Below are 23,266 nucleotides of genomic sequence, written 5' to 3'. Positions count from 1 at the left end.
TTCCGCCTCCTGTCCTCGCAGACCGACCGCCGGTGCCACATTTCGACCCGCCGGGCGCAGGCGGGTGAATGGACGAACAGCAACCCTGGGGACTGTCGGGACCGTTCGGCGGTCCTCAGGCGAAAGGAGTTGCCATGGCCGAGCAGGCCCGCAGTGTCATTGCCTCGTACGCGACGTACCAGGAAGCCGAACGCGCCGTCGATCACCTCGCCGACCAGGGCTTTCCCGTCCAGAAGGTGGCGATCATCGGGCAGGACGTACGCCTGGTCGAGCAGGTGATCGGTCGCATGGGGTACGGCGGGGCCGCCCTCCACGGTGCGGCCACCGGAGCGCTGCCCGGCGCACTCGTCGGCTGGATCTTCGGGCTGCTGAACTGGCTGAATCCGGTCGTCTCCGGTCTGCTCCTCGCCCTGTACGGGCTGATCTTCGGAGCGGTCGTCGGTGCGCTGTTCGCCCTGCTGCTGCACGCGGCCCAGGGCGGCCGCCGGGACTTCGCCGCGGTCCGCTCGATGGAGCCGAGCCGGTACGACGTCGTGGCGGACGAGGACGTCGCTGATGAGGCCGCCCGTCTGGTCGCCGGACTGGACAGCAGGGCTGGCGCGACCACGGAGAGCGCCTCCCCCAGGGGGCCGCGCCCGCGCAGCAACCCTGCCCCCAGCTGAACGAGTCTCGAAGCCGGGCGGACAGGGCCCGGACGATGAACGGTCGCCGACGGACGTCGACCGCCGCGGAAGGAGTTCCTCATGGCCAAGGCAGTGGGCATCGACCTGGGCACCACCAACTCGGTGATCGCCGTATGGGAGGGCGGCGAGCCGTCCGTCGTACCCAACAGCGAGGGCAACCGCACGACACCGTCCGTGGTGGCCTTCACCGACACAGGCGAGCGCCTGGTGGGCCAGCTGGCCCGCCGTCAGGCGATCCTCAACCCCAAGGGCACCATCTACTCGGCCAAGCGGTTCATCGGCCGGCACTTCGACGAGATCCCCGACGAGGCCAGGGCGGTGGCGTACGACGTCGTCGAGGGTGACGGCGGGGCGGCCCGCTTCAAGGTGCGTGACAAGCTGTACGCGCCTGAGGAGATCAGCGCCCTGGTGCTGCGCAAACTGGCCGACGACGCCTCCAAGCAGCTGGGGGAACGGGTCACGGAGGCGGTCATCACGGTGCCCGCCTACTTCAACGACGCCCAGCGCACCGCGACCCGTGATGCCGGACGGATCGCGGGACTGGAAGTGCTGCGGATCATCAACGAGCCGACGGCGGCCGCCCTCGCGTACGGCATGGACAAGAAGCAGCATGAGACCGTTCTCGTCTTCGACCTGGGCGGCGGCACCTTCGACGTGAGCATCCTCGATGTCGGCGACGGCGTGGTCGAGGTGCGTTCCACCGCGGGTGACAGCCATCTGGGCGGCGACGACTTCGACCGGCGTCTGGTCGACTACCTCGCGGACGACTTCCAGAAGGAGAACGGCATCGACCTGCGCAAGGACCCGCAGGCGCTGCAACGCCTGTTCGAGGCGGCGGAGAAGGCCAAGACCGAGCTCAGTTCCGTCACCCAGACCCAGGTCAGTCTGCCGTTCGTCACCGCCGACGCCTCAGGGCCCAAGCATCTCACCGACTCGATCATGCGGTCCACTTTCGAGCAGATCACCGGCGACCTGGTGGAGCGCTGCCTCGGTCCGGTAAAGCAGGCCATGGCCGACGCCAAGGTCGGCGAGAGCGACATCGACGAGGTCATCCTCGTCGGCGGTTCCACCCGCATCCCCGCCGTCCAGGCCCTGGTGCGTCGGCTGACCGGCGGCAAGGACCCCAACATGAGCGTGAACCCCGATGAGGTCGTGGCCCTGGGTGCCGCGATCCAGGCCGGGGTGCTCAAGGGCGAGGTCAAGGACGTCCTGCTGCTCGACGTCACCCCTCTGTCGCTGGGAGTGGAGACGCGCGGCGGAGTGATGACGAAGATCATCGAGCGGAACACCACCATCCCGGTGCGCCGCAGCGAGACCTTCTCCACCGCCGAGGACAACCAGCCGGCCGTCGACATCGTCGTCCTGCAGGGCGAGCGCGAGCGGGCCGCCGACAACCGGGTGCTCGGTCGCTTCCAGCTCACCGACATCCGGCCGGCGCCGCGGGGCGAACCGCAGATCGAGGTCACCTTCGACATCGACGCCAACGGCATCCTCAACGTCAGCGCACGCGACAAGGACACCGGCAAGGAACAGGGCATCACCATCAGCGAGAGCTCCAACCTGGACCGGAGCGAGGTCGAACGCATGGTCCAGGAGGCCGAAAGCAACCGGGGCCAGGACCAGGCACTCCGCGAGGCCGTCGACGCCCGCAACGAACTCGACGCGATCGCCTACCAGGTCGAAAAGCGTCTGAACGAACTGGCCGACGCCGCGCCCGCGCACGAGAAGGCTCGAGCCGAGATGCTGGTGGCAGAGGCCCGCGACGCGGTCAAGAACGAGGCCGGAGTGGACAAGGTCAGGCCGCTGATCTCCGAACTCCAGCAGGTTCACGCCGGGCTCGCCGCCCACCAGGCCGGAGCCGCGGCGGCGAGCGGTCCGTCGGACACCGCCGGGCCGGACGGCTCCGGGCAGGGCGGTGCCGGCGCCGACGAAGACGTGATCGATGCCGAGTTCGACAAGGGCTGAGGTACCCGTCATGCCGATCCCTCCCCAGGACCCACTGTCCGACCCGCCGCCCGAAGGCGCCGCACAACCGTCGCGGGGCGACCTGCCCGAGCCCGCGCCGCCGACCACGGAGGCCGAACCGGGGCCCGACGCGGCCACCGGTCCGGCCGGGGCCGAGGACGAGTACGCGGCCGCGCTGAAAGAGGTCGAGGACCGCTGGCGGCGTGCTCTCGCCGATCTGGACAACCTGCGCAAGCGACACGCCAGGGAACTGGACCGGGAGCGCGCGGTCGAACGCGCACGCACGGCGGCGGCCTTCCTTCCCGTCATCGACAACCTCGAACTGGCCCTGAACCACGCGGGCTCCGACCCCGGCGCGATCGTCGAGGGGGTTCGCGCCGTGCGCGACCAGGCCGTGTCCATCCTTGAACGCCTTGGCTACGAGCGTCACGCCGAGACCGGCGTCCCGTTCGACCCCTCCCGGCACGAGGTCGTCGGCGTGGTCCAGGACCCCGACGCCGAACCGAACACCGTGGCGCAGGTGCTGCGCCCCGGCTACGGCGAGGCCGGGCGGCAGCTGAGGCCGGCCGCCGTGACCGTCGCCAAGCGGGAGTGAGCGGCCATGGCGCGCGACTTCTACGAGGTTCTCGGGGTCCCGCGAGACGCCGACAAGGACGAGATCCAGCGGGCGTTTCGCAAGCTGGCCCGCAGGTACCACCCGGACGTCAACAAGGACCCCGAGGCGGAGGAGCGGTTCAAGGAGATCAACGAGGCCTTCAGTGTCCTGTCCGACCCCGGCCAGCGGGCCCGTTACGACCGCTTCGGCGAGGACTTCCGGAAGGTTCCCGAGGACTGGGAGGAGCGGGTCGGTGCCGGCGCGGGACCGGGCGGCTTCCGCTGGTCCACCGGGGACGGCCCCCGGGTCCGGTACGCCACCAGCGGCTTCGGCGCGGAAGGCGTCGACGTCGACGACCTGTTCGGCTCGTTCTTCGGGGGCGCCGGACGGGTGCGTGTCCCCGGAGCCGACCAGGAGGCCGAACTGCCGCTCACCGTCGAGGAGGCCTACCGGGGCGGCCGTCGCACCGTCACGCTCGCCGGCCCCACGGGGCAGCCGCGGCGGTACGAGGTCGACGTGCCACCGGGCGTCACCGACGGGCAGCGTATCCGGCTGGCGGGTGAGGGCGGCCGGGGCAACGGCGACGCCCCCGCGGGGGACCTGTACCTGCGCGTGCGGATCCAGCCGCACCCCCAGTTCCGCCTCGACGGCCGGGACGTGTACGTGGAGCTTCCGGTCACACCATGGGAGGCCGCGCTGGGCGCGACGGTTCCGGTGCCCACGCCGAGCGGGGCGACGGCGAAGGTGAGCGTGCCCGCGGGCTCGTCCAGCGGGCGGCGGCTGCGGTTGCGCGGTGAGGGCATGCCGAATCCGCGCGGGACGAACGGCAACCTCTACGCCGAGCTCCGGATCATGGTGCCGTCCAGGCTCGGCGACCGGGAGCGCGCACTCTTCGAGGAGCTCGCCGCCGTCTCCTCGTTCGACCCCAGGAGGACACGATGAGTGACCCACGCGCCGGGGCGCGCCAGGCGTCTCGGCTGACAGCTCCCGCGCCGGCCCGCGTCCGGTACGCGATCGTGCCGGTGCCCAGGCTCTCTCTGCAGACCGTGGCCCGCCGCTCCGGCGTCCATCCCGACCTCATCCGCCGGTTCGTCGCTCTGGGCCTGGTCGAGGCCGAGCGCGACGCCTCCGGAGAGCTGGTGTTCGAACCCACGGCACCGGCCGCCCTCGCCCGCGTCCAGCGGCTGCGCACCGGACTCTGCCTCAACTACGCATCCATCGGCCTGGTGCTCGACCTGCTGGACCGTATCAGCCTGCTCGAAGCCGCCCTGCGCCGCGCCGGTACGAGGAGTGAAACACCCCCATGGACATGAACCGTCTCACCCAGAAGTCCCAGGAAGCCCTCCAGGAGGCCCAGAGCGCGGCCGTCGGCATGGGGCAGACCGAGGTCGACGGGGAGCACCTGCTGCTCGCGCTTCTCGATCAGGAGGACGGGCTGATCCCGCGGTTGCTGCAACAGGCCGGCGCCGAGCCGGAGGAGCTGCGCGCGGCCGTACGCGAGGAACTCTCCCGCCGCCCGAAGGTCACCGGTCCCGGCGCGGCACCCGGCCAGGTCTTCGTCACCCAGCGCCTGTCCCGCCTGCTCGACGCCGCCGAGCGGGAGGCCAAACGCCTCAAGGACGAGTACGTGTCCGTGGAGCACCTCCTGCTCGCCCTGGCCGAGGAGGGCTCGGCGACCGCCGCCGGACGCCTGCTCAAGGAGCACGGCGTGACCCGGGACTCGTTCCTGGGCGCGCTCACCCAGGTCCGCGGCAACCAGCGCGTCACCTCCGCCAACCCCGAAGTGGCCTATGAGGCCCTGGAGAAGTACGGCCGCGATCTCGTCCTCGAGGCCCGCTCCGGGCGGCTGGACCCGGTCATCGGCCGTGATGCGGAGATCCGCCGCGTCACCCAGATCCTCAGCCGCAAGACCAAGAACAACCCCGTCCTCATCGGCGATCCCGGCGTCGGCAAGACCGCCATCGTCGAGGGGCTGGCCCAGCGCATCGTCCGCGGCGACGTCCCCGAGGGCCTGCGCGACAAGACGGTGTTCGCTCTCGACATGGGCTCCCTGGTCGCCGGCGCCAAGTACCGCGGCGAGTTCGAGGAACGACTCAAGGCCGTCCTCGCCGAGGTGAAGGCCGCCCAGGGACGCATCCTGCTCTTCGTCGACGAACTCCACACCGTCGTCGGCGCGGGCGCCGCCGAAGGGGCCATGGACGCCGGCAACATGCTCAAGCCGATGCTCGCCCGCGGCGAACTCCACATGATCGGCGCCACCACCCTCGACGAGTACCGCAAGCACATCGAGAAGGACGCCGCCCTCGAACGCCGCTTCCAGCAGGTCCTGGTCGACGAGCCGAGCGTGGAGGACACCATCTCCATCCTGCGCGGACTGCGCGAACGCCTGGAGGTCTTCCACGGCGTGAAGATCCAGGACACCGCACTGGTCTCCGCGGCCACCCTCAGCCACCGCTACATCACCGACCGGTTCCTGCCCGACAAGGCCATCGACCTCGTCGACGAGGCGTGCGCCCGGCTGCGTACCGAGATCGACTCGATGCCCGCCGAACTCGACGAGATCACCCGCCGGGTGACCCGCCTGGAGATCGAGGAGGCGGCCCTGTCCAAGGAGACCGACGCCGCCAGCAAGGCCCGCCTGGAGGAACTGCGCAGGGAACTGGCCGACCTGCGCGGCGAGGCCGACGCCAAACACGCTCAGTGGGAGGCGGAACGGCAGGCCATCCGCCGCGTGCAGGAGCTGCGCCAGGAACTGGAGCAGGTACGCCACGAGGCGGAGGAGGCCGAACGCGCCTACGACCTCAACCGCGCCGCCGAACTCCGCTACGGCCGCCTCCAGGACCTGGAGCGCCGGCTGAAGGCCGAGGAGGAGCAACTGGCCGCCAAACAAGGGCAGAACCGGCTGTTGCGCGAGGTCGTCACCGAGGAGGAGATCGCCGAGATCGTCGCCGCGTGGACCGGCATCCCCGTCGCCCGCCTCCAGGAGGGCGAACGCGAGAAGCTGCTGCGCCTCGACGAGATCCTGCGCGAGCGCGTCATCGGCCAGGACGAGGCCGTCGAACTCGTCGCCGACGCCATCATCCGCGCCCGCTCCGGCATCCGCGACCCGCGCCGCCCCATCGGCTCGTTCATCTTCCTCGGCCCCACCGGCGTCGGGAAGACCGAACTGGCCAAGACCCTCGCGGCGGCCCTGTTCGACTCCGAGGAGAACATGGTCCGCCTCGACATGAGTGAGTACCAGGAGCGGCACACCGTCAGCCGGCTCATGGGCGCACCGCCCGGATACGTCGGCTACGAGGAAGGCGGCCAGCTCACCGAGGCCGTACGCCGCAAGCCCTACTCGGTCGTGCTGTTCGACGAGATCGAGAAGGCGCACACCGATGTCTTCAACACCCTGCTGCAGGTCCTCGACGACGGCCGCATCACCGACTCCCAGGGCCGCACCGTCGACTTCCGCAACACCGTGATCATCATGACGTCCAACATCGGCTCCGAGCACCTCCTCGACGGCGTCACCGCCGAGGGCGAGATCAAGCCGGACGCCCGCGCCCTGGTGACGGGCGAGCTGCGCGGGCACTTCCGCCCGGAGTTCCTCAACCGCGTCGACGACATCGTGCTGTTCAAGCCCCTCGGTGAGCGGCAGATCGAGCGGATCGTGGAGCTGCAGTTCGACGAGCTGCGCCGCCGCCTCGCCGAACGTCGCATCGCCGTCGAACTCACCGATGCGGCACGTGAGTTGATCGCCCACCAAGGCTACGACCCGGTGTACGGGGCCCGCCCGCTGCGGCGTTACATCTCCCACGAGGTCGAGACGATGGTGGGGCGCGCCCTGCTGCGCGGTGACGTCCAGGACGGCGCGACGGTCCGCGTCGACGCCGAACACGGAGAGCTGGTGGTCACCTACGACCAGCCCGAGGACGTGAAGGGAGCGCGGGCGGCATGAGTACGATGCAGGCGACGACCGTCAGTTGTCCCCACTGCGGGCGCACCAACCGGGTGCCCGTGGCCGCGGAGGGCCGCCCCAAGTGCGGCCACTGCAAGCAGCCCCTGCCGTGGATGGTGGACGCGGGCGACGACGACTTCACCGAGGTCGCCGAGCGGGCCGACGTCCCCGTCGTGGTCGACCTGTGGGCCACCTGGTGCGGCCCCTGCCGCATGGTCAGCCCCGCACTGGAGAAGGTCGCCACCGATCTCGCCGGCCGGATCAAACTCGTCAAGGTCGACGTCGACAAGAATCCGCGACTGTCGCAGCGCTTCGAGGTTCAGGCCGTACCGACACTGCTGATCCTCGACCGGGGCGAGACGGTCGCCCGGCAGGCGGGGGCGGCGCCCGCCCCCGCTCTGCGCCAGTGGGTGGAACAGTCGATCACCGCTCGGGAAGGGTGATCCGGATGACCCTGCACGCAGACCCCCACCTCGCGTTTGTCCGGCCGGTCCAGCCGCTGACCCCAGAAGGGTGTCAGGAGTGTCTGAAGATCGGCTCTCCGTGGGTCCACCTGAGGCTCTGCCTGACCTGCGGGCACGTCGGCTGCTGCGACTCCTCGCCGAACAAGCACGCACGCAAGCACGCGGCTGCCGTCGCCCATCCGATCGTGCAATCGTTCCAGCCCGGCGAGGACTGGCGCTGGTGCTTCGTCCACGAGGCGTTCGTCTGATGTCCGGCGACCAGACGCTGCCGGGCGAAGAACCGGTGCCGAAGAAAGCGGACGAGGCCGCCTTCTGGGAGACCCCCGACATCCATGGCGCGTATCCGCGCCTCACGGAGGAGCAGACAGCACGTCTGGCGGAGCACGGGCAACGCCGGACCATGGCTCCGAACGACGTGCTGATCCGGGAGGGGGAGCGCTGCGAGACGTTCTTCGTCGTCCTCAGCGGTACCGTCGCCGTCGTCGAGGACTACGGCACTCCCGAGGAGAACGTGCTGCGCGTGCACGGCCCCGGTCGCTTCATCGGCGAACTCGGCCTGCTGCACGGACAAGTGGCCTTCTACACCGCTGTCGCCAGGGGGCCCGGCGAGGTCCTCGTCGTCTCCCTGGATCAGCTGCGCCGTCTGGTGTCCCAGGACTCCACCATCGGGGACACCGTGCTGCGCGCCTGTCTGTGCCGTCGCGCGCTGCTCGTCGGACAGGGCGCCGGCTTCCGCATCATCGGCTCCCGCTACTCGCCCGACACCAGACGGTTGCGCGAGTTCGCCGTCCGCAACCGGCTGCCGCACCGCTGGATCGACCTGGAGACCGATGAGGAGGCCGAGGAGCTGCTGCGCCGCTTCGGCGTCGGTCCGGCGGACACACCACTCGTCATCTGGCGGGACACCACCCTGTTGCGCAACCCCAGCAACGCGGAACTGGCCCGGCTCATCGGCCTGCCGTCACTACCCGCCGGAAACCGTCACGGCGACGTCCTCATCGTGGGCTCCGGACCCGCCGGCCTCGCTGCCGCGGTGTACGCCGCCTCCGAGGGCCTGAGCACCACGGTGGTGGAGGCGATGGCCACCGGCGGCCAGGCCGGCACGTCGTCCCGCATCGAGAATCTGCTCGGCTTCCCCTCCGGTATCTCCGGCGCCGAACTCACCGAACGCGCCGTGTTCCAGGCCGACAAGTTCGGCGCCAAGATCAGCCTTCCGCTGGAGGCGAGCGGCCTGCATGCCAAGGACGAGGACCACTACGTGGTGGCGTTCGCCGACGGCAGCGAGATCGCCGCCCGCGCCGTCGTCCTGGCCATGGGCGCCCGCTACCGCCGGCTCCAGGTGCCCGGCATCGAACGCCTGGAGGGAACGAGCGTGCACTACTCCGCGACCGTCTACGAGGCCCAGCAGTGCCGCACCGACCCGGTGGCCGTCGTCGGCGGAGGCAACTCGGCGGGCCAGGCGGTGCTGTTCCTCGCCGGGTACGCGCCGAAGGTTCACCTGCTGGTCCGAGGAGCCGACCTCGGGGCCAACATGTCCCGCTACCTGGTCGACCAGGTAGAGCGTCATCCGCGGGTGGAGGTCATGCTGCACACCGAGGTCACCGAGGTCGTCGGCCAGGAAGTGCTGGAGGAGCTCGACGTGGTCGACAACCGCACGGGCGTGCACCGCCGGCTCGCGGCACGGAGCCTGTTCGTCTTCACCGGCGCCGAACCTCACACCGAGTGGCTCGCCGGCACCGTCGCTCTCGACTCCCGCGGCTTCGTCCTCACCGGGCCGGAGGCCCAGGAAGCCTGTGCCCACCCTGAGATGTGGCACGGCCGTGGGCGACCGTGCATGACCCTGGAGGCCGGCCTGCCCGGGGTCTTCGCGGTAGGGGACGTCCGCAGCGGCTCGGTGAAGCGGGTGGCCTCCGCGGCCGGCGAGGGCGCGATGGCCATCCACTTCGTGCACCGGCATCTGGGGCACTCGGCCGTACCCGGCACCACGGGCACGTCAGCTGTCGCGGGCCACTCGGATGGCTCCCCACGCGTACGTCACAAGGAGTCCGCATGGCTCGCATGACGAATGGCGCCCGTCCGGCGCCACGGCGGTGGCGGCCACGGGCGCGAGAGGCCGCCGGACCCCACGGGAGGACATCCAACACGGAGGCTCGCGCGTCGGCGATGCTCCCTGGCTGGCCTGCAACCGCGTGGCCTTCCGTAACCCCTGGTTCGCCCCTGTCAAGACCATGATCGTCGAGCCAGGAGTCGGAGCGTGCCGCCCTCGTCGCAGCGGAGGGGGTTGTTGGATGGGATGCCCAAGTGCGGCGGCACCCCTGGTGACCTGCGCTGTACCAAAGTGTCAGCCATTCCGCTGATTGTGCAGCTCCGGCCGCTGAAGCTACTTGGCATCAGCGCAGGTCGTGGACGTGGCCTGGTGCCAACTAGCGAGCCGGGTCACACTGCGGTCATGGGTGACCCCGGGCTGTTCACGCCGAACTCCGTGACCTGGCAGATGCACGGCGACCCGATGATGTGGGTCGCCGGCATCCGCGCGCTCTACCTCCAGGCTCTGCACCCACGCGCGGTGCGCGGCGTCATGCAGAACTCCGACTTCCGCAAGGACGCCTGGGGCCGACTGATGCGCACGGCCGACTTCGTCGGAACGACGACGTACGGCACCACCGAGGCGGCCGAACGCGCGGGCGCCCGCGTCCGCAAGATCCACAGCATGCTGTCGGTCACCGATCCCGACACGGGGGAGCGCTACGGGATCGACGAACCCGCACTGCTGCAGTGGGTGCACTGCGCCGAGATCGACTCCTACCTGCAGGTCCTGCGCCGCTCCGGGTTCCGCCTCACCGACGCCGAGGCCGACCGCTACATCGGCGAACACCGCGTCAGCGCCCGCCTGGTGGGCCTCGACCCCGACGCCGTACCCGCGAACCAGCAGGAGATGAACGCCTACTTCGAGAAGGTCCGTCCCGAACTCTCCGTCGGACCCGAGGCGCGCGAAGTGGACGACTTCCTGCTCCGCCCGCCGACGCACCCCCTCCTCGTCCCGGCGCGCGAGGTGCTGTGGCGGCGCGTGGCCGACCTGGCGTACGCCGCCCTGCCACCGTACGCCCACGAGTTGTACGGCAGACCGGCCCCGGAACCCGCCACCGTCACCCGCCGACTGCGTGCCACGGGCACCCTCCTGCGCCGCGTTCCCGCAGGTGTGCGCTGGCAACTCCCGCCCAAACACATCCTGCGCGCGATGGCCCGCCTCGGTCCGGACTCCCGCCCGGCGGCGTACAAACTCGGACGATAGGTCGCCATACTGGACGAGCCAGGGGAGGGCGGGACGAAGAGTACGGGGGGCGGTCGCGGGAGATGGGGGACAGCAGGCTGATCCAGGGCCGGTACCGGCTGCTCGACCTGATCGGGCGCGGCGGTATGGGCGAGGTGTGGCGGGCCCGGGACGAGTCGCTGGGCCGGCACGTCGCCGTGAAGTGCCTCAAGCCGCTGGGCCCCCATCACGACCAGGCCTTCACCCGCGTCCTGCGCGAGCGCTTCCGGCGTGAGGCCCGGGTCGCCGCCGCGCTGCAGCACCGCGGGGTGACGGTCGTGCACGACTTCGGCGAGGACGACGGCGTCCTCTACCTCGTCATGGAGCTGCTGGAGGGCCGCAACCTCAGCCAGCTCCTGGAGGACAACAAGCACCACCCGTTGCCGGTGGCCGACGTCGTGGACGTCGCCGACCAGGTCTCCGCCGCCCTCGCCTACACCCATCGGCAGGGCATCGTGCACCGCGATCTGAAGCCCGCCAACATCATGCGGCTCACCGACGGCACGGTGAAGATCTGCGACTTCGGCATCGCCCGCCTCGGCCACGACGTCGGCTTCACCTCCCGGCTCACCGGGACCGGCATCGCGATGGGCACCCCGCACTACATGTCCCCGGAGCAGATCGGCGGTTCGGAGGTCGACCAGCGCAGCGACCTGTACTCGCTGGGCTGCGTGCTGTACGAGATCGCCACCGGCGCCCCGCCCTTCGACCTCGACGACGCCTGGGCGATCCTCGTCGGCCACCGCGACACCCCGCCCCGGCCGCCCCGCACCCAGCGCCCCGAGCTGCCCGAGTACCTCGACCAGGTCATTCTCGACCTGCTGGCCAAACGGCCCGAGCAACGCCCATACGACGCACGCGAGTTGGGCCGCCGCATCAGCCTGGGACGGACCACACCGACGTACGTGCCCACCGTGGTGACCCCGCAGCCGGTGCTTCGGTCGCCCGCGTCCCCTGTCGCCCGCGAGGCACGGCTGCCGTCCTGGACCCGCGGCATGACCACCGGCCACAAGGCCACCGGCGCGGGCCTCGGCAGTACCCCGCCGGACGCCGGGGCCGGACTGACCGGCGAGTGGATCCCGCGACCCGCCCCCGACCGGGCGCGGGAGCCGGCGCCCGGCCTGCCGCCACCTCCCTCCCCGCAGGAACGCGCCGCCCTGGCCGGACGCCACAACGCCGGACTGAGCCTCGGGCGGCTCGGCCGCTGGGCGGAGGCCGGCGAGGTGCATCGCGCGGTCGCCGCCGAACGCGCCCGTCTGCTCGGCCCCGACCACCCCGACACCCTCGCCAGCCGCTACGAGGTCGCCTTCACCCTCAGCCGCACCGGCCGCGCCGCCGAGGCGCTGCAGGAGTACAAGCACGTGGCCGCCGCGAGAACCCGGGCGCTGGGCGCCGACCACCCCGACACCCTCGCCGCCCGCCAGGAAATGGCGTACGTCCTGGGCCAGTTGGGCCGTCACTTCGACGCCCATGAGGTGTACCGGTCGGTCCTGGCCGCCCGGGAGCGCGAGATGGGCGCCGAGCACCCGGACACCCTGCGCTGCCGTCACAACCTCGCCTTCAACCTGAGCAGACTCGGGCGCCCGGCGGACTCGTACCGCATGGCCTGCGAGGTGGCGGCCGCCCGCGCCCGGGTGCTCGGCGCCGACCATCCGGACACCCTGGTCACCCGGTACGAGGTCGCCTACGCACTGGGCCAGTTGGGCCGCTGGCCGGAAGCCCTGCAGACCTACCGCGAGGTCGCCGAGGCACGCGCCCGGGCCCTCGGCCCCGACCACGCCGACACCCTCGCCGCCCGCTACGAGGTCGGCATCAGCCTCGGCCGCCTCGCCCGCAGCGCGGAGGCGCTCACCCTGTACCGCGAACTGATCGACGACCGCACCCGCGTCCAGGGCCCCACCCACCCCGAGACCCTGCGCGCCCGCCACGGCCTCGGCGTCAACCTCGGCCGCCTGGGCCGCTGGGAGGAGGCCCTCGCCGAGTCCCGCGACGTCTGCGCGATCCGCGAGCGCGTCCTCGGTCCCGAGCACCCGGACACCCTGGTCAGCCGCCGCGAGGTCGCCGTCGGCCTGGGCTGGCTGGGCCGCTGGGCCGACGCCCTCGCCGAGTACCGGCGCGTGGCGGCCGCCCGCGAGCGCGTCCTGGGTGCCGGCCACCCCGACACCCTCGCCAGCCGCAACGACGAGGCCCACTGCCTGGAACAGCTCGGCCGCGGCGCCGAGGCCGTCGAGCTGTACCGCAGGGTCGCGGTACTGCGCCAGCAACGCGCACCCGGCGGACGATGACGTCCCCGAGCGCGGGAGGCCCCTCCGCCCCGTCACCGCAGAATCGTTCTCTCGCCAAGGTGGATCACCCCGTGTTACGAAGAACCATGCCTGCACACGAGGGACCCGCGACGCACCGCACCTACGACGCCGTGATCGTCGGCGGCGGCCACAACGGCCTGGTCGCCGCCGCCTACCTGGCCCGGGCCGGACGGTCCGTACTGGTCCTGGAGCGGCTGGACCACACCGGGGGAGCCGCGGTGTCCACCCGCCCGTTCACCGGGGTCGACGCCCGCCTCTCGCGCTACTCGTACCTGGTCAGCCTGCTGCCGAAGAAGATCGTGCGGGACCTGGGCCTGGACTTCCGCGTCCGCGCCCGGACGATCTCCTCGTACACGCCGGTCGAGCGGGACGGCCGGCCCACCGGTCTCCTGATCGGCGGCGGTGAGCGGCGCACCCGTGAGGCCTTCGCCAAGCTGACCGGATCCGAGCGCGAGTACGAGGCCTGGCAGCGCTTCTACGGCATGACCGGCCGCGTCGCCGAGCGCGTCTTCCCGACCCTCACCGAGCCGCTGCCCGGCCGGGACGAACTGCGCCGCCGGATCGACGACGACGAGGCCTGGCGCACCCTGTTCGAGGAGCCGATCGGCGTCGCGATCGAGGACCGCTTCGCGGACGACCTGGTGCGGGGCGTGGTCCTCACCGACGCCCTGATCGGCACCTTCGCCGACGCCCACGACCCGTCGCTGCGGCAGAACCGCTGCTTCCTGTACCACGTGATCGGCGGCGGCACCGGCGCGTGGGACGTCCCGGTCGGCGGCATGGGCGCGTTCACCGACACCCTCGCCGCCGCCGCCCGTGACGCGGGCGCCGTCCTCGCCACCGGGCACGAGGCGGTACGGATCGACACGGACGGCCGCACCGCCGAGATCACCTACCGCACCGCCGGGCAGGAGGGCACCGTCGCCGCCCGGCACGTCCTGGTGGGCGCCTCCCCGCAGGCGCTGGCCGAGCTGACCGGCGCCGCGCCGCCCGCCCCCGCCGAGGGCGCCCAGCTCAAGGTGAACATGCTGCTCAAGCGGCTGCCGAAGCTGCGCGACACGTCGGTCGACCCGCGCGAGGCGTTCGCCGGGACCTTCCACATCGCCGAGGGCTACCAGGAGCTCGCCACCGCCCACGCCCAGGCCGATTCCGGCCGACTGCCCGACGCGCCGCCCTCGGAGATCTACTGCCACTCCCTCACCGACCCGACGATCCTCCACCCCGACCTCGTCGAGCGGGGCTACCAGACCCTCACCCTCTTCGGACTGCACACCCCCGCCCGCCTCTTCGACCGGGACAACGACGCCGCGCGCGAGGAACTCCTCAAGTCGACTCTCGACCAGCTCGACGCCCACCTCGCCGAACCGCTCGCCGACTGCCTCGCCACCGACGCCGAAGGCCGCCCGTGCATCGAGGCCCGGACCCCGCTCGACCTGGAGCGCGACCTGCGGCTGCCCGGCGGCAACATCTTCCACCGCGAACTCGCCTGGCCCTACTCCGGTGAGGAGACCGGCCGTTGGGGCGTGGAGACAGCCCACGCCAACGTGCTGCTGTGCGGGGCGGGCGCGGTACGCGGAGGAGGCGTGAGCGGGGTGCCGGGACACAACGCGGCGATGGCGGTACTGGAGGCGACCGGGCGGTAAGCGGTCCGTCCTCGCAGGGCCGGTGCCGCCCAACAAATCTGACGGTCTATCAGAAAAGCTCTTCCGTCGTCCGGAGGACTGCGGCATCCTGCGCCCATGCAGACGGAGCTGAGCAAGAAACTGGGAGTCGAGCACGCCATCTTCGGCTTCACGCCGTTCCCCGCCGTCGCAGCGGCCATCAGCCGGGCCGGCGGCTTCGGCGTGCTCGGCGCGGTCCGCTACACCGCCCCCGACGACCTCAAACGCGACCTCGACTGGGTGGAGACCCACGTCGACGGGAAGCCGTACGGGCTCGACGTCGTGATGCCCGCCAAGAAGGTGGAGGGCGTCACCGAGGCCGACGTCGAGGCGATGATCCCCGAGGCGCACCGCACGTTCGTCAACGAGACCCTCGCCAAGTACGGAGTGCCGGAACTGGCCGAGGGGGAGGCGTCCGGGTGGCGCATCACCGGCTGGATGGAGCAGGTCGCCCGCAACCAGCTCGACGTCGCCTTCGACTATCCGATACGGCTGCTCGCCAACGCCCTCGGTTCGCCGCCGCCCGATGTCGTGGCCCGCGCCCACGAGCACAACGTCCTCGTCGCCGCCCTCGCCGGCAGCTCCCGGCACGCCCTCAAGCACAAGGAAGGGGGCATCGACATCGTCGTCGCTCAGGGCTACGAGGCCGGCGGGCACACCGGGGAGATCGCCTCCATGGTGCTCACCCCGGAGGTCGTCGACGCCGTCGACCCGCTGCCCGTCCTGGCCGCCGGCGGCATCGGCAGCGGCCGGCAGGTGGCCGCCGCGCTCGCCCTCGGCGCCCAGGGCGTGTGGCTCGGCTCCCTCTGGCTGACCTGCACCGAGGCCGACATGTCCTCGCCCGCGGTGACCCGCAAACTGCTCGCCGCCGGCTCCGGCGACACCGTCCGCTCCCGCGCCCTGACCGGGAAGCCCGCCCGGCAGCTGCGTACCGAGTGGACGGACGCCTGGGACGATCCGAGCGGCCCCGGCACCCTGCCCATGCCCCTGCAGGGCCTCCTCGTCGCCGACGCCCTCACCCGGATCCAGAAGTACGAGGTCGAGCCCCTGCTCGGCACGCCCGTCGGCCAGATCGTCGGCCGGATGACCAGTGAACGCAGCGTCCAGGCCGTCTTCGACGACCTCACCCGCGGCTTCGAGGAAGCCGTGGACCGCGTCAACCGCATCGCCGGAAGGAGCGTCCAGTGACCAGCACGCCCCCCGCCGGATTCTGGGCCCAGGCCGCCGCCGACCCCGACCGCGCGGTCCTGATCGCACCCGACGGCGAGGAGTGGAGCGCCGGGCGCCTGCACTCCGCCACGAACCGGCTCGTCCACGGCCTGCGCGCCGCCGGCCTCGAACGCGGGGACGCCTTCGCGGTCGTCCTGCCGAACGGCCCCGAGTTCTTCACCGCGTACCTGGCCGCCAGCCAGGCGGGCTTCTACCTCGTCCCGATCAACCACCACTTCGTCGGCCCGGAGATCGGCTGGATCGTCGCCGACTCCGGCGCCAAGGTGCTCATCTCCCACGAGCGCTTCGCCGAGGCCGCCCGCCACGCCGCCGACGAGGCTCACCTCCCGGCGACCCACCGCTACGCCGTCGGCACCGTCCAGGGCTTCCGCCCCTACGCCGAACTCCTCGACGGACAGCCGGAGTCGGCGCCCGCGGACCGCGAGCTCGGCTGGGTCATGAACTACACCTCGGGCACCACCGGCCGCCCCCGCGGAATCCGCCGCCCGCTGCCCGGAAAACGCCCCGAGGAGGCCTACCTCGGCGGTTTCCTCGGCATCTTCGGCATCAAACCGTTCGACGACAACGTCCACCTCGTCTGCTCGCCGCTCTACCACACGGCCGTCCTGCAGTTCGCGGGCGCGTCCCTGCACATCGGCCACCGGCTGGTGCTGATGGACAAGTGGACGCCCGAGGAGATGCTCCGCCTGATCGACACCCACCGGTGCACGCACACGCACATGGTCCCGACCCAGTTCCACCGCCTGCTCGCCCTGCCGGAGCCCGTCCGGCGCTCGTACGACGTCTCCTCCATGCGGCACGCCATCCACGGCGCAGCGCCCTGCCCCGACCACGTCAAGCGGGCGATGATCGACTGGTGGGGCGACAGCGTGGAGGAGTACTACGCGGCCAGTGAGGGCGGGGGCGCCTTCGCGACCGCCGAGGACTGGCTGAAGAAGCCCGGCACCGTCGGCAAGGCCTGGCCGATCAGCGAGCTCGCCGTCTTCGACGACGACGGCAACCGGCTGCCGCCCGGCGAACTCGGCACGGTCTACATGAAGATGAACACCGGCGGCTTCGCCTATCACAAGGACGAGGCCAAGACGAGGAAGAACCGCATCGGCGACTTCTTCACCGTCGGCGACCTCGGATACCTCGACGAGGACGGGTACCTCTTCCTCCGCGACCGCAAGATCGACATGATCATCTCGGGCGGGGTCAACATCTACCCCGCCGAGATCGAGTCCGCCCTGCTGGCCCACCCGGCCGTCGCCGACGCCGCCGTCTTCGGCATCCCGCACGACGACTGGGGCGAGGAGGTCAAGGCGGTCGTCGAACCGGCCCCGGGCCATGAACCCGGGCCGGACCTCGCCGCCGGCCTCCTCGCCCACTGCGCCGGACAACTCGCCGGCTACAAGCGGCCGAAGAGCGTCGATTTCATCGCCGAGATGCCCCGCGACCCCAACGGCAAGCTGTACAAACGGCGGTTGCGCGACCCGTACTGGGAGGGCCGCACCCGGCCGGTGTGAGGACCCGTCAGGAGTGGACCCGGACCACCCTCAGCGCCGGCGACGCCAGGATGTCCTTCTCGCAGAAGCGGGCCGTCACCCACTTCTCCTGGGAGAACAGGCGGGTCTGGTCGCTGTAGTGGGGTGAGTCCGGGTTCTCCGACTGGGAGTACGTCAGGAGCGTGCGGGCCACCGGGCAGTGGCTGCCGTTCCAGCCGACGGCCTGGATGTGACTGGAGCCCGTGCTCACCTCCGTGTAGCCGCCGCTCGCCGCGTCCCAGGTCGGCTGGACCACGTTCCACACACCGAGCCGGCTCGCGCCTCCCGGGATCGGGATGCGCTCGCCGCCACGGACGACGTACTGATGGTCGCCGAGCCGGGCGTCCAGCGCGACGCCGGCGCCGCGGAGTTCCGCCACCGTGTCCGCGAGGGCCGTCGCGAAGGCGGGGTCGCCGGCGTTGACGGTGTTCGGTGTGTGCACGGGGTCGGACGCCGAGAACGGCACCTTCCACAGCCGGTTCGTGGGGAGCCTGTGCCAGAGCCGGTCGAAGAGCAGCGCGCCACGGCTGCCGGGGTTCGCGGTGCGGTCCCACCGGGCGAGCACACCGCACGCCTGGCTGACGTCGACGGCCTTCCCGTCACTGCCCGTCGCCTTGCCGCCGGGCAGAGCGGCGCACGCCTTCGCCAGGTCGGCGGCGGCCAGGTCGCCCGTGGGCACCCGGTCGGCGAACTGCTGCTTCTGCAGGTCCCGCACGGTCAGCCCGCCCCGCTTCGCCATGGCCGACACGTCCTCGATGGCACCCCGGGTCCGCGGCGACCGCTCCGTGCCGATGTCCCCGAAGATCCGCTCGTATCCGGTCAGCGGCCGGTCGGCGTCGGTCAGCCAGGCACTGTCGTTGGAGTTCTCCGCATACGGGGCGTCCAGAAGCGTGGGCATGCGCGCGGGCCCGAAGGTGCCGGGCTGGACCGCGTCGGGGTCGTTGCCCGGGGCGCAGTCGGCGCGGGAGCCGTCGAGGACGGCGAGGCCGGCCTGCGGATAGGTGACCCGGCCCAGGTCCGTCGAGCAGCGCGCGGCGAGGTCGTCGGTGATCCGGGGGAGCACCTGGGACTGGGTGTAGAGGGAGTGGCCGGCGGAGTCGGCGGCGATGGTGTTCACCCAGGGCAGCCCCTGGTGCCGGCCGAGGGAGGCCAGGATGTCCGCGGTGCCGCGCGCCTTGCCGAAGTCGAGCGAGGTGTCGGCGAAGCGCATGTTCGCGGCGTTGGGGTCGCTCAGCGCGTACGCCGTCGTGGCGGTCCACGGCAGGGGCGGGTTGCCCTGGGCGTCGGACACGACCGGACCGTACCGGGTCCACCACTGGGTGCGGGTCACCGAAGAGCCACCCTTGACCGTGACGTTCACGGTCCGCTTCGTCATCCGCTCCCGCTTGCCGTCCACCAGGTAGACGGTGGGGTCGGCGGGATCCAGGGTCAGCCGGACGATGTCGAAGGGGACGCCCGTCGACACGGTGTGGCTCCACGCCACGCGTGAGTTGTAGCCGATGGAGACGGTGGGCGAGCCGAGCAGCGCGGCGCCGGCGACGTCGAGCTCACCCGGGATCGTCTGCTGGACCTGCCAGAACCGGCGTCCGCCGTGCCACGGGTAGTGCGGATTGCCCAGCAGCAGACCACGGCCGTTCGCGGTCGTCGCCCCGCTGAAGGCGACCGCGTTCGAGCCCATGTCGGCATCGGCGGACCGGTCGCGCACCGCCCGGATCAGGGCCTGGGCGCTCGGGGCCGGGGCCTTCGCCGTGGCACCGGTGGGCGGCTGGGCGCCGGTGATCTCGTCCGTCGCCCTGCCCTGGCCGCCGAGTACGGCGATGGCGTAGAAGCGCGCGGCCACGTCCACGGGAGTCACCGGGCGCACCCACGGGGCGCCCTCGCAGGCCGGGTCGGTGATCCGGTTCTGCCGCAGCCAGGCGTTGTAGCCCGCCGCGAAACCCGACATCAGGTCCTTGACCCGGCGGCTCGGGCCGAGCGGCGCCGGTTCGGCGAGCAGTTTCTGCACCGTGCCCGCCTGCCGGACGCCCCGGAAGTACAGGTCGCTGGAGAGGTTGTCGGAGGCCGAGGACAGCGACCCGTCGGTCGCCGCGTCAGGCCCGAAGAACCGCGAGCGCTCCCCGCGCACCGTCACGAACCCGTCGGCCAGGGTGCACACCTGGTCGGCGGCCTGCGCCCATCCGGTGCCGAAGCCCAGGTCGGGATAGTTCCTGGCGACGATGTGCGGAATGCCGTACTCGGTGTAGCGGATGACGGCGGACAGGCCGCCGTGCGAGGGCTGTTGCGGTCGGTGCTGCTCGGCCGCGGCGGCCGGCAGCGCGGTCGCGGCGGTGAGTAACGCGACCGTCCCGATGACCAGTCGTCTCATGCGGGTGCGCAAGGTGTCTCCCAACATCGTTGACGGACAAAGCAGTTGAGCATGCCTGCGTGCTGGTGTGCGTGTGTCGTCCGGCCGGGTGCTTGACCTCCTCCGGCGACGGACCGAGGATCATGAGTCATGACGCAGGGACACGGCAGCACGGTTGACGGGGTGCTGCGACGCAGCGCCCGGCGCACCCCGGCGCGGGTCGCGGTGGAGTACGGCGACCGCTCATGGACGTACGGCGAACTCGACGAGGCCGTCTCCCGCGCGGCGAGCGTCCTGCTCGGCGAGGGCCTGCGGCCCGGCGACCGGGTCGGCGCCTACGGTCACAACTCCGACGCCTACCTGATCGGCTTCCTCGCCTGCGCCCGGGCCGGCCTCGTCCACGTCCCGGTCAACCAGAACCTCACCGGCGACGACCTCGCCTACATCGTCGGCCAGTCCGGCAGCTCCCTCGTCCTCACCGACCCCGACCTCGCCGGCCGGCTCGCCGACGACGTCCCGGCGTTGCCCCTGCGCGACGCCGACGACTCGCTGCTGGCCCGCCTCGCGACGGCTCCCGCGTACGACGGCCCGGAACCACGCACCGAGGACCTGGTGCAACTGCTGTACACCTCCGGTACGACCGCCCTGCCCAAGGGCGCGATGATGACGCACCGCGCCCTGGTGCACGAGTACCTCAGCGCGATCACCGCCCTCGACCTCTCGGCGGGCGACCTCCCCGTGCACTCCCTGCCGCTGTACCACTCCGCGCAGATGCACGTGTTCCTGCTGCCCTACCTCGCGGTCGGCGCGACCAACCTGATCCTCGACGCACCCGACGGCGACCGGCTCTTCGACCTGATCGAAGCGGGCCGCGCGGACAGCCTGTTCGCGCCGCCGACGGTCTGGATCGCCCTGGCCAACCGCCCCGACTTCGCCACCCGGGACCTCGGCGGCCTGCGCAAGGCGTACTACGGCGCCTCGATCATGCCGGTGCCCGTCCTGGAACGCCTGCGTGAGCGGCTGCCGAAACTGGCCTTCTACAACTGCTTCGGGCAGAGCGAGATCGGCCCCCTGGCCACCGTCCTCGCCCCCGACGAGCACAAGGGCCGCATGGACTCCTGCGGCCGGACCGTCCTCTTCGTCGACGCCCGCGTGGTCGACGAGGACGGCAAGGACGTGCCCGACGGCACTCCCGGCGAAATCGTCTACCGCTCACCGCAGTTGTGCGAGGGCTACTGGGACAAGCCCGAGGAGACCGCCGAGGCCTTCCGGGACGGCTGGTTCCACTCCGGCGACCTCGCGGTACGGGACGCGAACGGCTACTACACGATCGTCGACCGGGTGAAGGACGTCATCAACTCCGGCGGCGTACTGGTCGCTTCACGCCAGGTCGAGGACGCCCTCTACACCCACGAGGCCGTCGCCGAGGTCGCCGTGATCGGCCTGCCCGACGAGCGGTGGGTGGAGGCCGTCACGGCGGTCGTCGTCCCGCGCGGCGAGGTCACCGAGGAGGCGCTCATCGCCCACACCCGCGAGCGGTTGTCCCCGTTCAAGGCGCCGAAACGGGTGGTGTTCGTGGACGAACTGCCGCGCAACGCCAGCGGAAAGATCCTCAAGCGGGAACTGCGTGACCGCTTCGGCGCGTGACGCGATGCACAGGAAAGACCCGTTTCCTCCCCGCCACGGCCGCCGGTAGCATGGCTCCTGTTCACGGCAGGAGGGCACGAACCAGGCATGCGTTGCTGCTTCCCCGCTCCTCTCGCCGCCCTCGCCGGAGTCCCCGGCCCCTGTGAGGTGCTGCGATCCGGAGCCCTCCTCGCCCCCGCCCTGCTGCGGGCCCTGGCCGCGGCCCGGACCCGCCTCCCGCACCACCACGCCGTCGCGGCCGTCCACCTCGAACTGGTCACCCTGACCGAGGACCGCGCCGTCATCACCTGGTACACCGGCCATCCCGGCACCGACGACGGCCTCGGCCACATGCTGCCCGCCGTCACCGAGGGCGAGGTCGTCTACGGCACCCATCCCGGACACCTCGACCGCACCGCCGGCGAGAACCGCCTCACGGCCCACCACCACGTGGAACTCACCGGCCTGGAACCGGGACAGACGTACTACTACCAGGCCCGCTCCCGGGGCGTGGCCGCCCGGCCCACCGCGCTGCACCTCGTGCGCGGCAACGCCGCCGGCACCTCCCTGCACGGACTCGGTTCGCACGGGGGTCCCTACTCCTTCACCACGCCCCAGCCTCCGCCCGGCCGCCACCTGATCTCCCTCGCCCTCTGCAACGACCTGCACCTCGGCGAGACCACCGCGGGTCTCGTCGGCGGCATCCCGTTCCTGCGCGGGATCTCACAGCAGCCGGGCCTGGCACCGTACCCCGAGCTGATGACCCGGGCCCTGGTCGAGGAGGCCCGCCGGCGCGGCGCGGACGTGCTGCTGGCCGCCGGCGACATATCGGACGGCGGCGCGCCCGCCGACCTGGCCCGGGCGAGAGGGATCCTGGACGGTTTCGGCGTCCACGGCCGGGACTACTTCGTCGTCAGGGGCAATCACGACCGGCCCGGAGCGGACGACGAGGCGGGCGGCGACAGCTTCCGGCTCGGATTCGGCCGGGCGGACGAGCCCGGGTACTTCGAACGGGACCTCGGCGGGCTGCGCCTCATCGGGCTCGACACCTATGAGAAGCGTGGCAACGGCGCCGACGCGGGCGGGCTCGGAGCCGAGCAACTGGCCTGGTTCCGCGGCCGGTTGCGCGAGCAGCGGGAACAGCCCACCCTGGTCTTCGGACACCATCCGCTGACCGTGCGGGACTCCCTCTTCCCGGTGAGCGCCGGCCAGCGCCTGGGCCGCCGCCAGGCCCGTGCCATCCTCGAGGCCTATGCCGCCACCCCGGGTGTCTTCCTCCACCACGCCGGCCACACCCACCGCAACAAGCGCACCGTGCTGCCGCTCGCCCCGCACGTGGCCCTGCAGGAGGTCAGCGCCGCGAAGGAGTACCCGGGCGGCTTCACGCTGCTGCGCATCCACTCCGGCGGCTACGCCCTCAACTTCTTCAAGGCGCGCGCCACCGAGGCGCTGGAATGGGGCGAGCGCAGCCGCCGCATGGCCGGCGGACTGTGGCCGCACCACGCCCTCGGCCGTTCGGTCGCCGACCGCAACAGCATGGTCTGCCGCGACCTGTCCGGGATCACCCGACCGGCCCCCGCGACCCTGGCGGCAGCCGGCCCGACGGCGTGACG

Annotated in this window: 17 protein-coding genes; 16 read left to right on the top strand and 1 reads right to left on the bottom strand. The window is 71.7% G+C overall.

The genetic code is table 11. From position 1 onward, the window contains the following. Positions 1-134 precede the first annotated feature (134 nt). The 14 genes from ACIRVK_RS17800 (at position 135) to ACIRVK_RS17735 (ending at position 17,665) form a co-directional block, all read left to right on the top strand. On the top strand, positions 135-662 hold the full coding sequence (locus ACIRVK_RS17800; RefSeq protein ID WP_404247940.1) for a general stress protein: 528 nt from the start codon (positions 135-137) through the stop codon (positions 660-662). An 81-nt stretch (positions 663-743) separates the two neighbouring features. Further along, positions 744-2,648, top strand: a complete 1,905-nt coding sequence (gene dnaK, locus ACIRVK_RS17795) for a molecular chaperone DnaK (protein WP_404247938.1) — start codon at positions 744-746, stop codon at positions 2,646-2,648. A 10-nt stretch (positions 2,649-2,658) separates the two neighbouring features. Continuing rightward, entirely contained in the window at positions 2,659-3,243 is a 585-nt protein-coding gene (gene grpE, locus ACIRVK_RS17790) for a nucleotide exchange factor GrpE (protein WP_404247936.1), read from the top strand. Positions 3,244-3,249: 6 nt separating this feature from the next. Further along, positions 3,250-4,185 carry a DnaJ C-terminal domain-containing protein gene (locus tag ACIRVK_RS17785; protein WP_404247934.1) on the top strand — a complete coding sequence of 312 codons (936 nt, stop codon included), beginning with the start codon at positions 3,250-3,252 and terminating at the stop codon, positions 4,183-4,185. Beyond that, positions 4,182-4,556, top strand: coding sequence for a chaperone modulator CbpM (locus ACIRVK_RS17780; protein WP_404247932.1), 375 nt, complete (start codon positions 4,182-4,184; stop codon positions 4,554-4,556). Before ACIRVK_RS17785 ends, ACIRVK_RS17780 begins: the two co-directional genes overlap by 4 nt. Continuing rightward, the gene (gene clpB, locus ACIRVK_RS17775) at positions 4,547-7,186 is read left to right on the top strand and encodes an ATP-dependent chaperone ClpB (protein WP_404247930.1); all 2,640 of its coding nucleotides are present in this window, start codon (positions 4,547-4,549) and stop codon (positions 7,184-7,186) included. Before ACIRVK_RS17780 ends, clpB begins: the two co-directional genes overlap by 10 nt. Continuing rightward, entirely contained in the window at positions 7,183-7,629 is a 447-nt protein-coding gene (gene trxA / locus ACIRVK_RS17770) for a thioredoxin (RefSeq protein WP_404247928.1), read from the top strand. The genes clpB and trxA overlap by 4 nt, the downstream gene beginning before the upstream one ends. A 5-nt stretch (positions 7,630-7,634) precedes the next feature. Further along, positions 7,635-7,898, top strand: coding sequence for a UBP-type zinc finger domain-containing protein (locus ACIRVK_RS17765; RefSeq protein ID WP_404247926.1), 264 nt, complete (start codon positions 7,635-7,637; stop codon positions 7,896-7,898). Continuing rightward, positions 7,898-9,712 (top strand): FAD-dependent oxidoreductase, encoded by a 1,815-nt coding sequence (locus ACIRVK_RS17760; protein ID WP_404247924.1) that lies wholly within the window; start codon positions 7,898-7,900, stop codon positions 9,710-9,712. Before ACIRVK_RS17765 ends, ACIRVK_RS17760 begins: the two co-directional genes overlap by 1 nt. A gap of 387 nt (positions 9,713-10,099) precedes the next feature. Further along, complete coding sequence (locus ACIRVK_RS17755) at positions 10,100-10,942, top strand: oxygenase MpaB family protein (RefSeq protein ID WP_404247922.1); 843 nt, start codon at positions 10,100-10,102, stop codon at positions 10,940-10,942. A 62-nt stretch (positions 10,943-11,004) separates the two neighbouring features. Then, the gene (locus tag ACIRVK_RS17750; protein ID WP_404247920.1) at positions 11,005-13,245 is read left to right on the top strand and encodes a tetratricopeptide repeat protein; all 2,241 of its coding nucleotides are present in this window, start codon (positions 11,005-11,007) and stop codon (positions 13,243-13,245) included. A gap of 86 nt (positions 13,246-13,331) precedes the next feature. Continuing rightward, on the top strand, positions 13,332-14,909 hold the full coding sequence (locus ACIRVK_RS17745) for a phytoene desaturase family protein (protein WP_404247918.1): 1,578 nt from the start codon (positions 13,332-13,334) through the stop codon (positions 14,907-14,909). 96 nt (positions 14,910-15,005) lie between these two features. Then, a complete protein-coding gene (locus ACIRVK_RS17740; RefSeq protein WP_404247916.1) occupies positions 15,006-16,115 on the top strand; it encodes a nitronate monooxygenase in 1,110 nt (369 codons plus the stop codon). After that, positions 16,112-17,665 carry an acyl-CoA synthetase gene (locus tag ACIRVK_RS17735; protein WP_404247914.1) on the top strand — a complete coding sequence of 518 codons (1,554 nt, stop codon included), beginning with the start codon at positions 16,112-16,114 and terminating at the stop codon, positions 17,663-17,665. The genes ACIRVK_RS17740 and ACIRVK_RS17735 overlap by 4 nt, the downstream gene beginning before the upstream one ends. A 7-nt stretch (positions 17,666-17,672) precedes the next feature. Here the strand turns inward: ACIRVK_RS17735 and ACIRVK_RS17730 are convergent, their stop codons facing one another. Continuing rightward, complete coding sequence (locus ACIRVK_RS17730; protein WP_404247912.1) at positions 17,673-20,060, bottom strand: penicillin acylase family protein; 2,388 nt, start codon at positions 20,058-20,060, stop codon at positions 17,673-17,675. A gap of 117 nt (positions 20,061-20,177) precedes the next feature. Between ACIRVK_RS17730 and ACIRVK_RS17725 the strand changes: the two genes are divergently transcribed. Both ACIRVK_RS17725 and ACIRVK_RS17720 read left to right on the top strand, forming a co-directional pair. Continuing rightward, on the top strand, positions 20,178-21,674 hold the full coding sequence (locus tag ACIRVK_RS17725) for an acyl-CoA synthetase (protein WP_404247910.1): 1,497 nt from the start codon (positions 20,178-20,180) through the stop codon (positions 21,672-21,674). A gap of 87 nt (positions 21,675-21,761) precedes the next feature. Beyond that, positions 21,762-23,264 (top strand): metallophosphoesterase, encoded by a 1,503-nt coding sequence (locus ACIRVK_RS17720; RefSeq protein WP_404247908.1) that lies wholly within the window; start codon positions 21,762-21,764, stop codon positions 23,262-23,264. Positions 23,265-23,266 lie beyond the last annotated feature (2 nt).

This window comes from Streptomyces sp. NPDC101152 (genome assembly GCF_044768275.1).
Lineage (GTDB): Bacteria > Actinomycetota > Actinomycetes > Streptomycetales > Streptomycetaceae > Streptomyces.
Note: the sequence above shows the minus strand (reverse complement) of the source record. Positions and strands in the feature narration are given on the sequence as shown.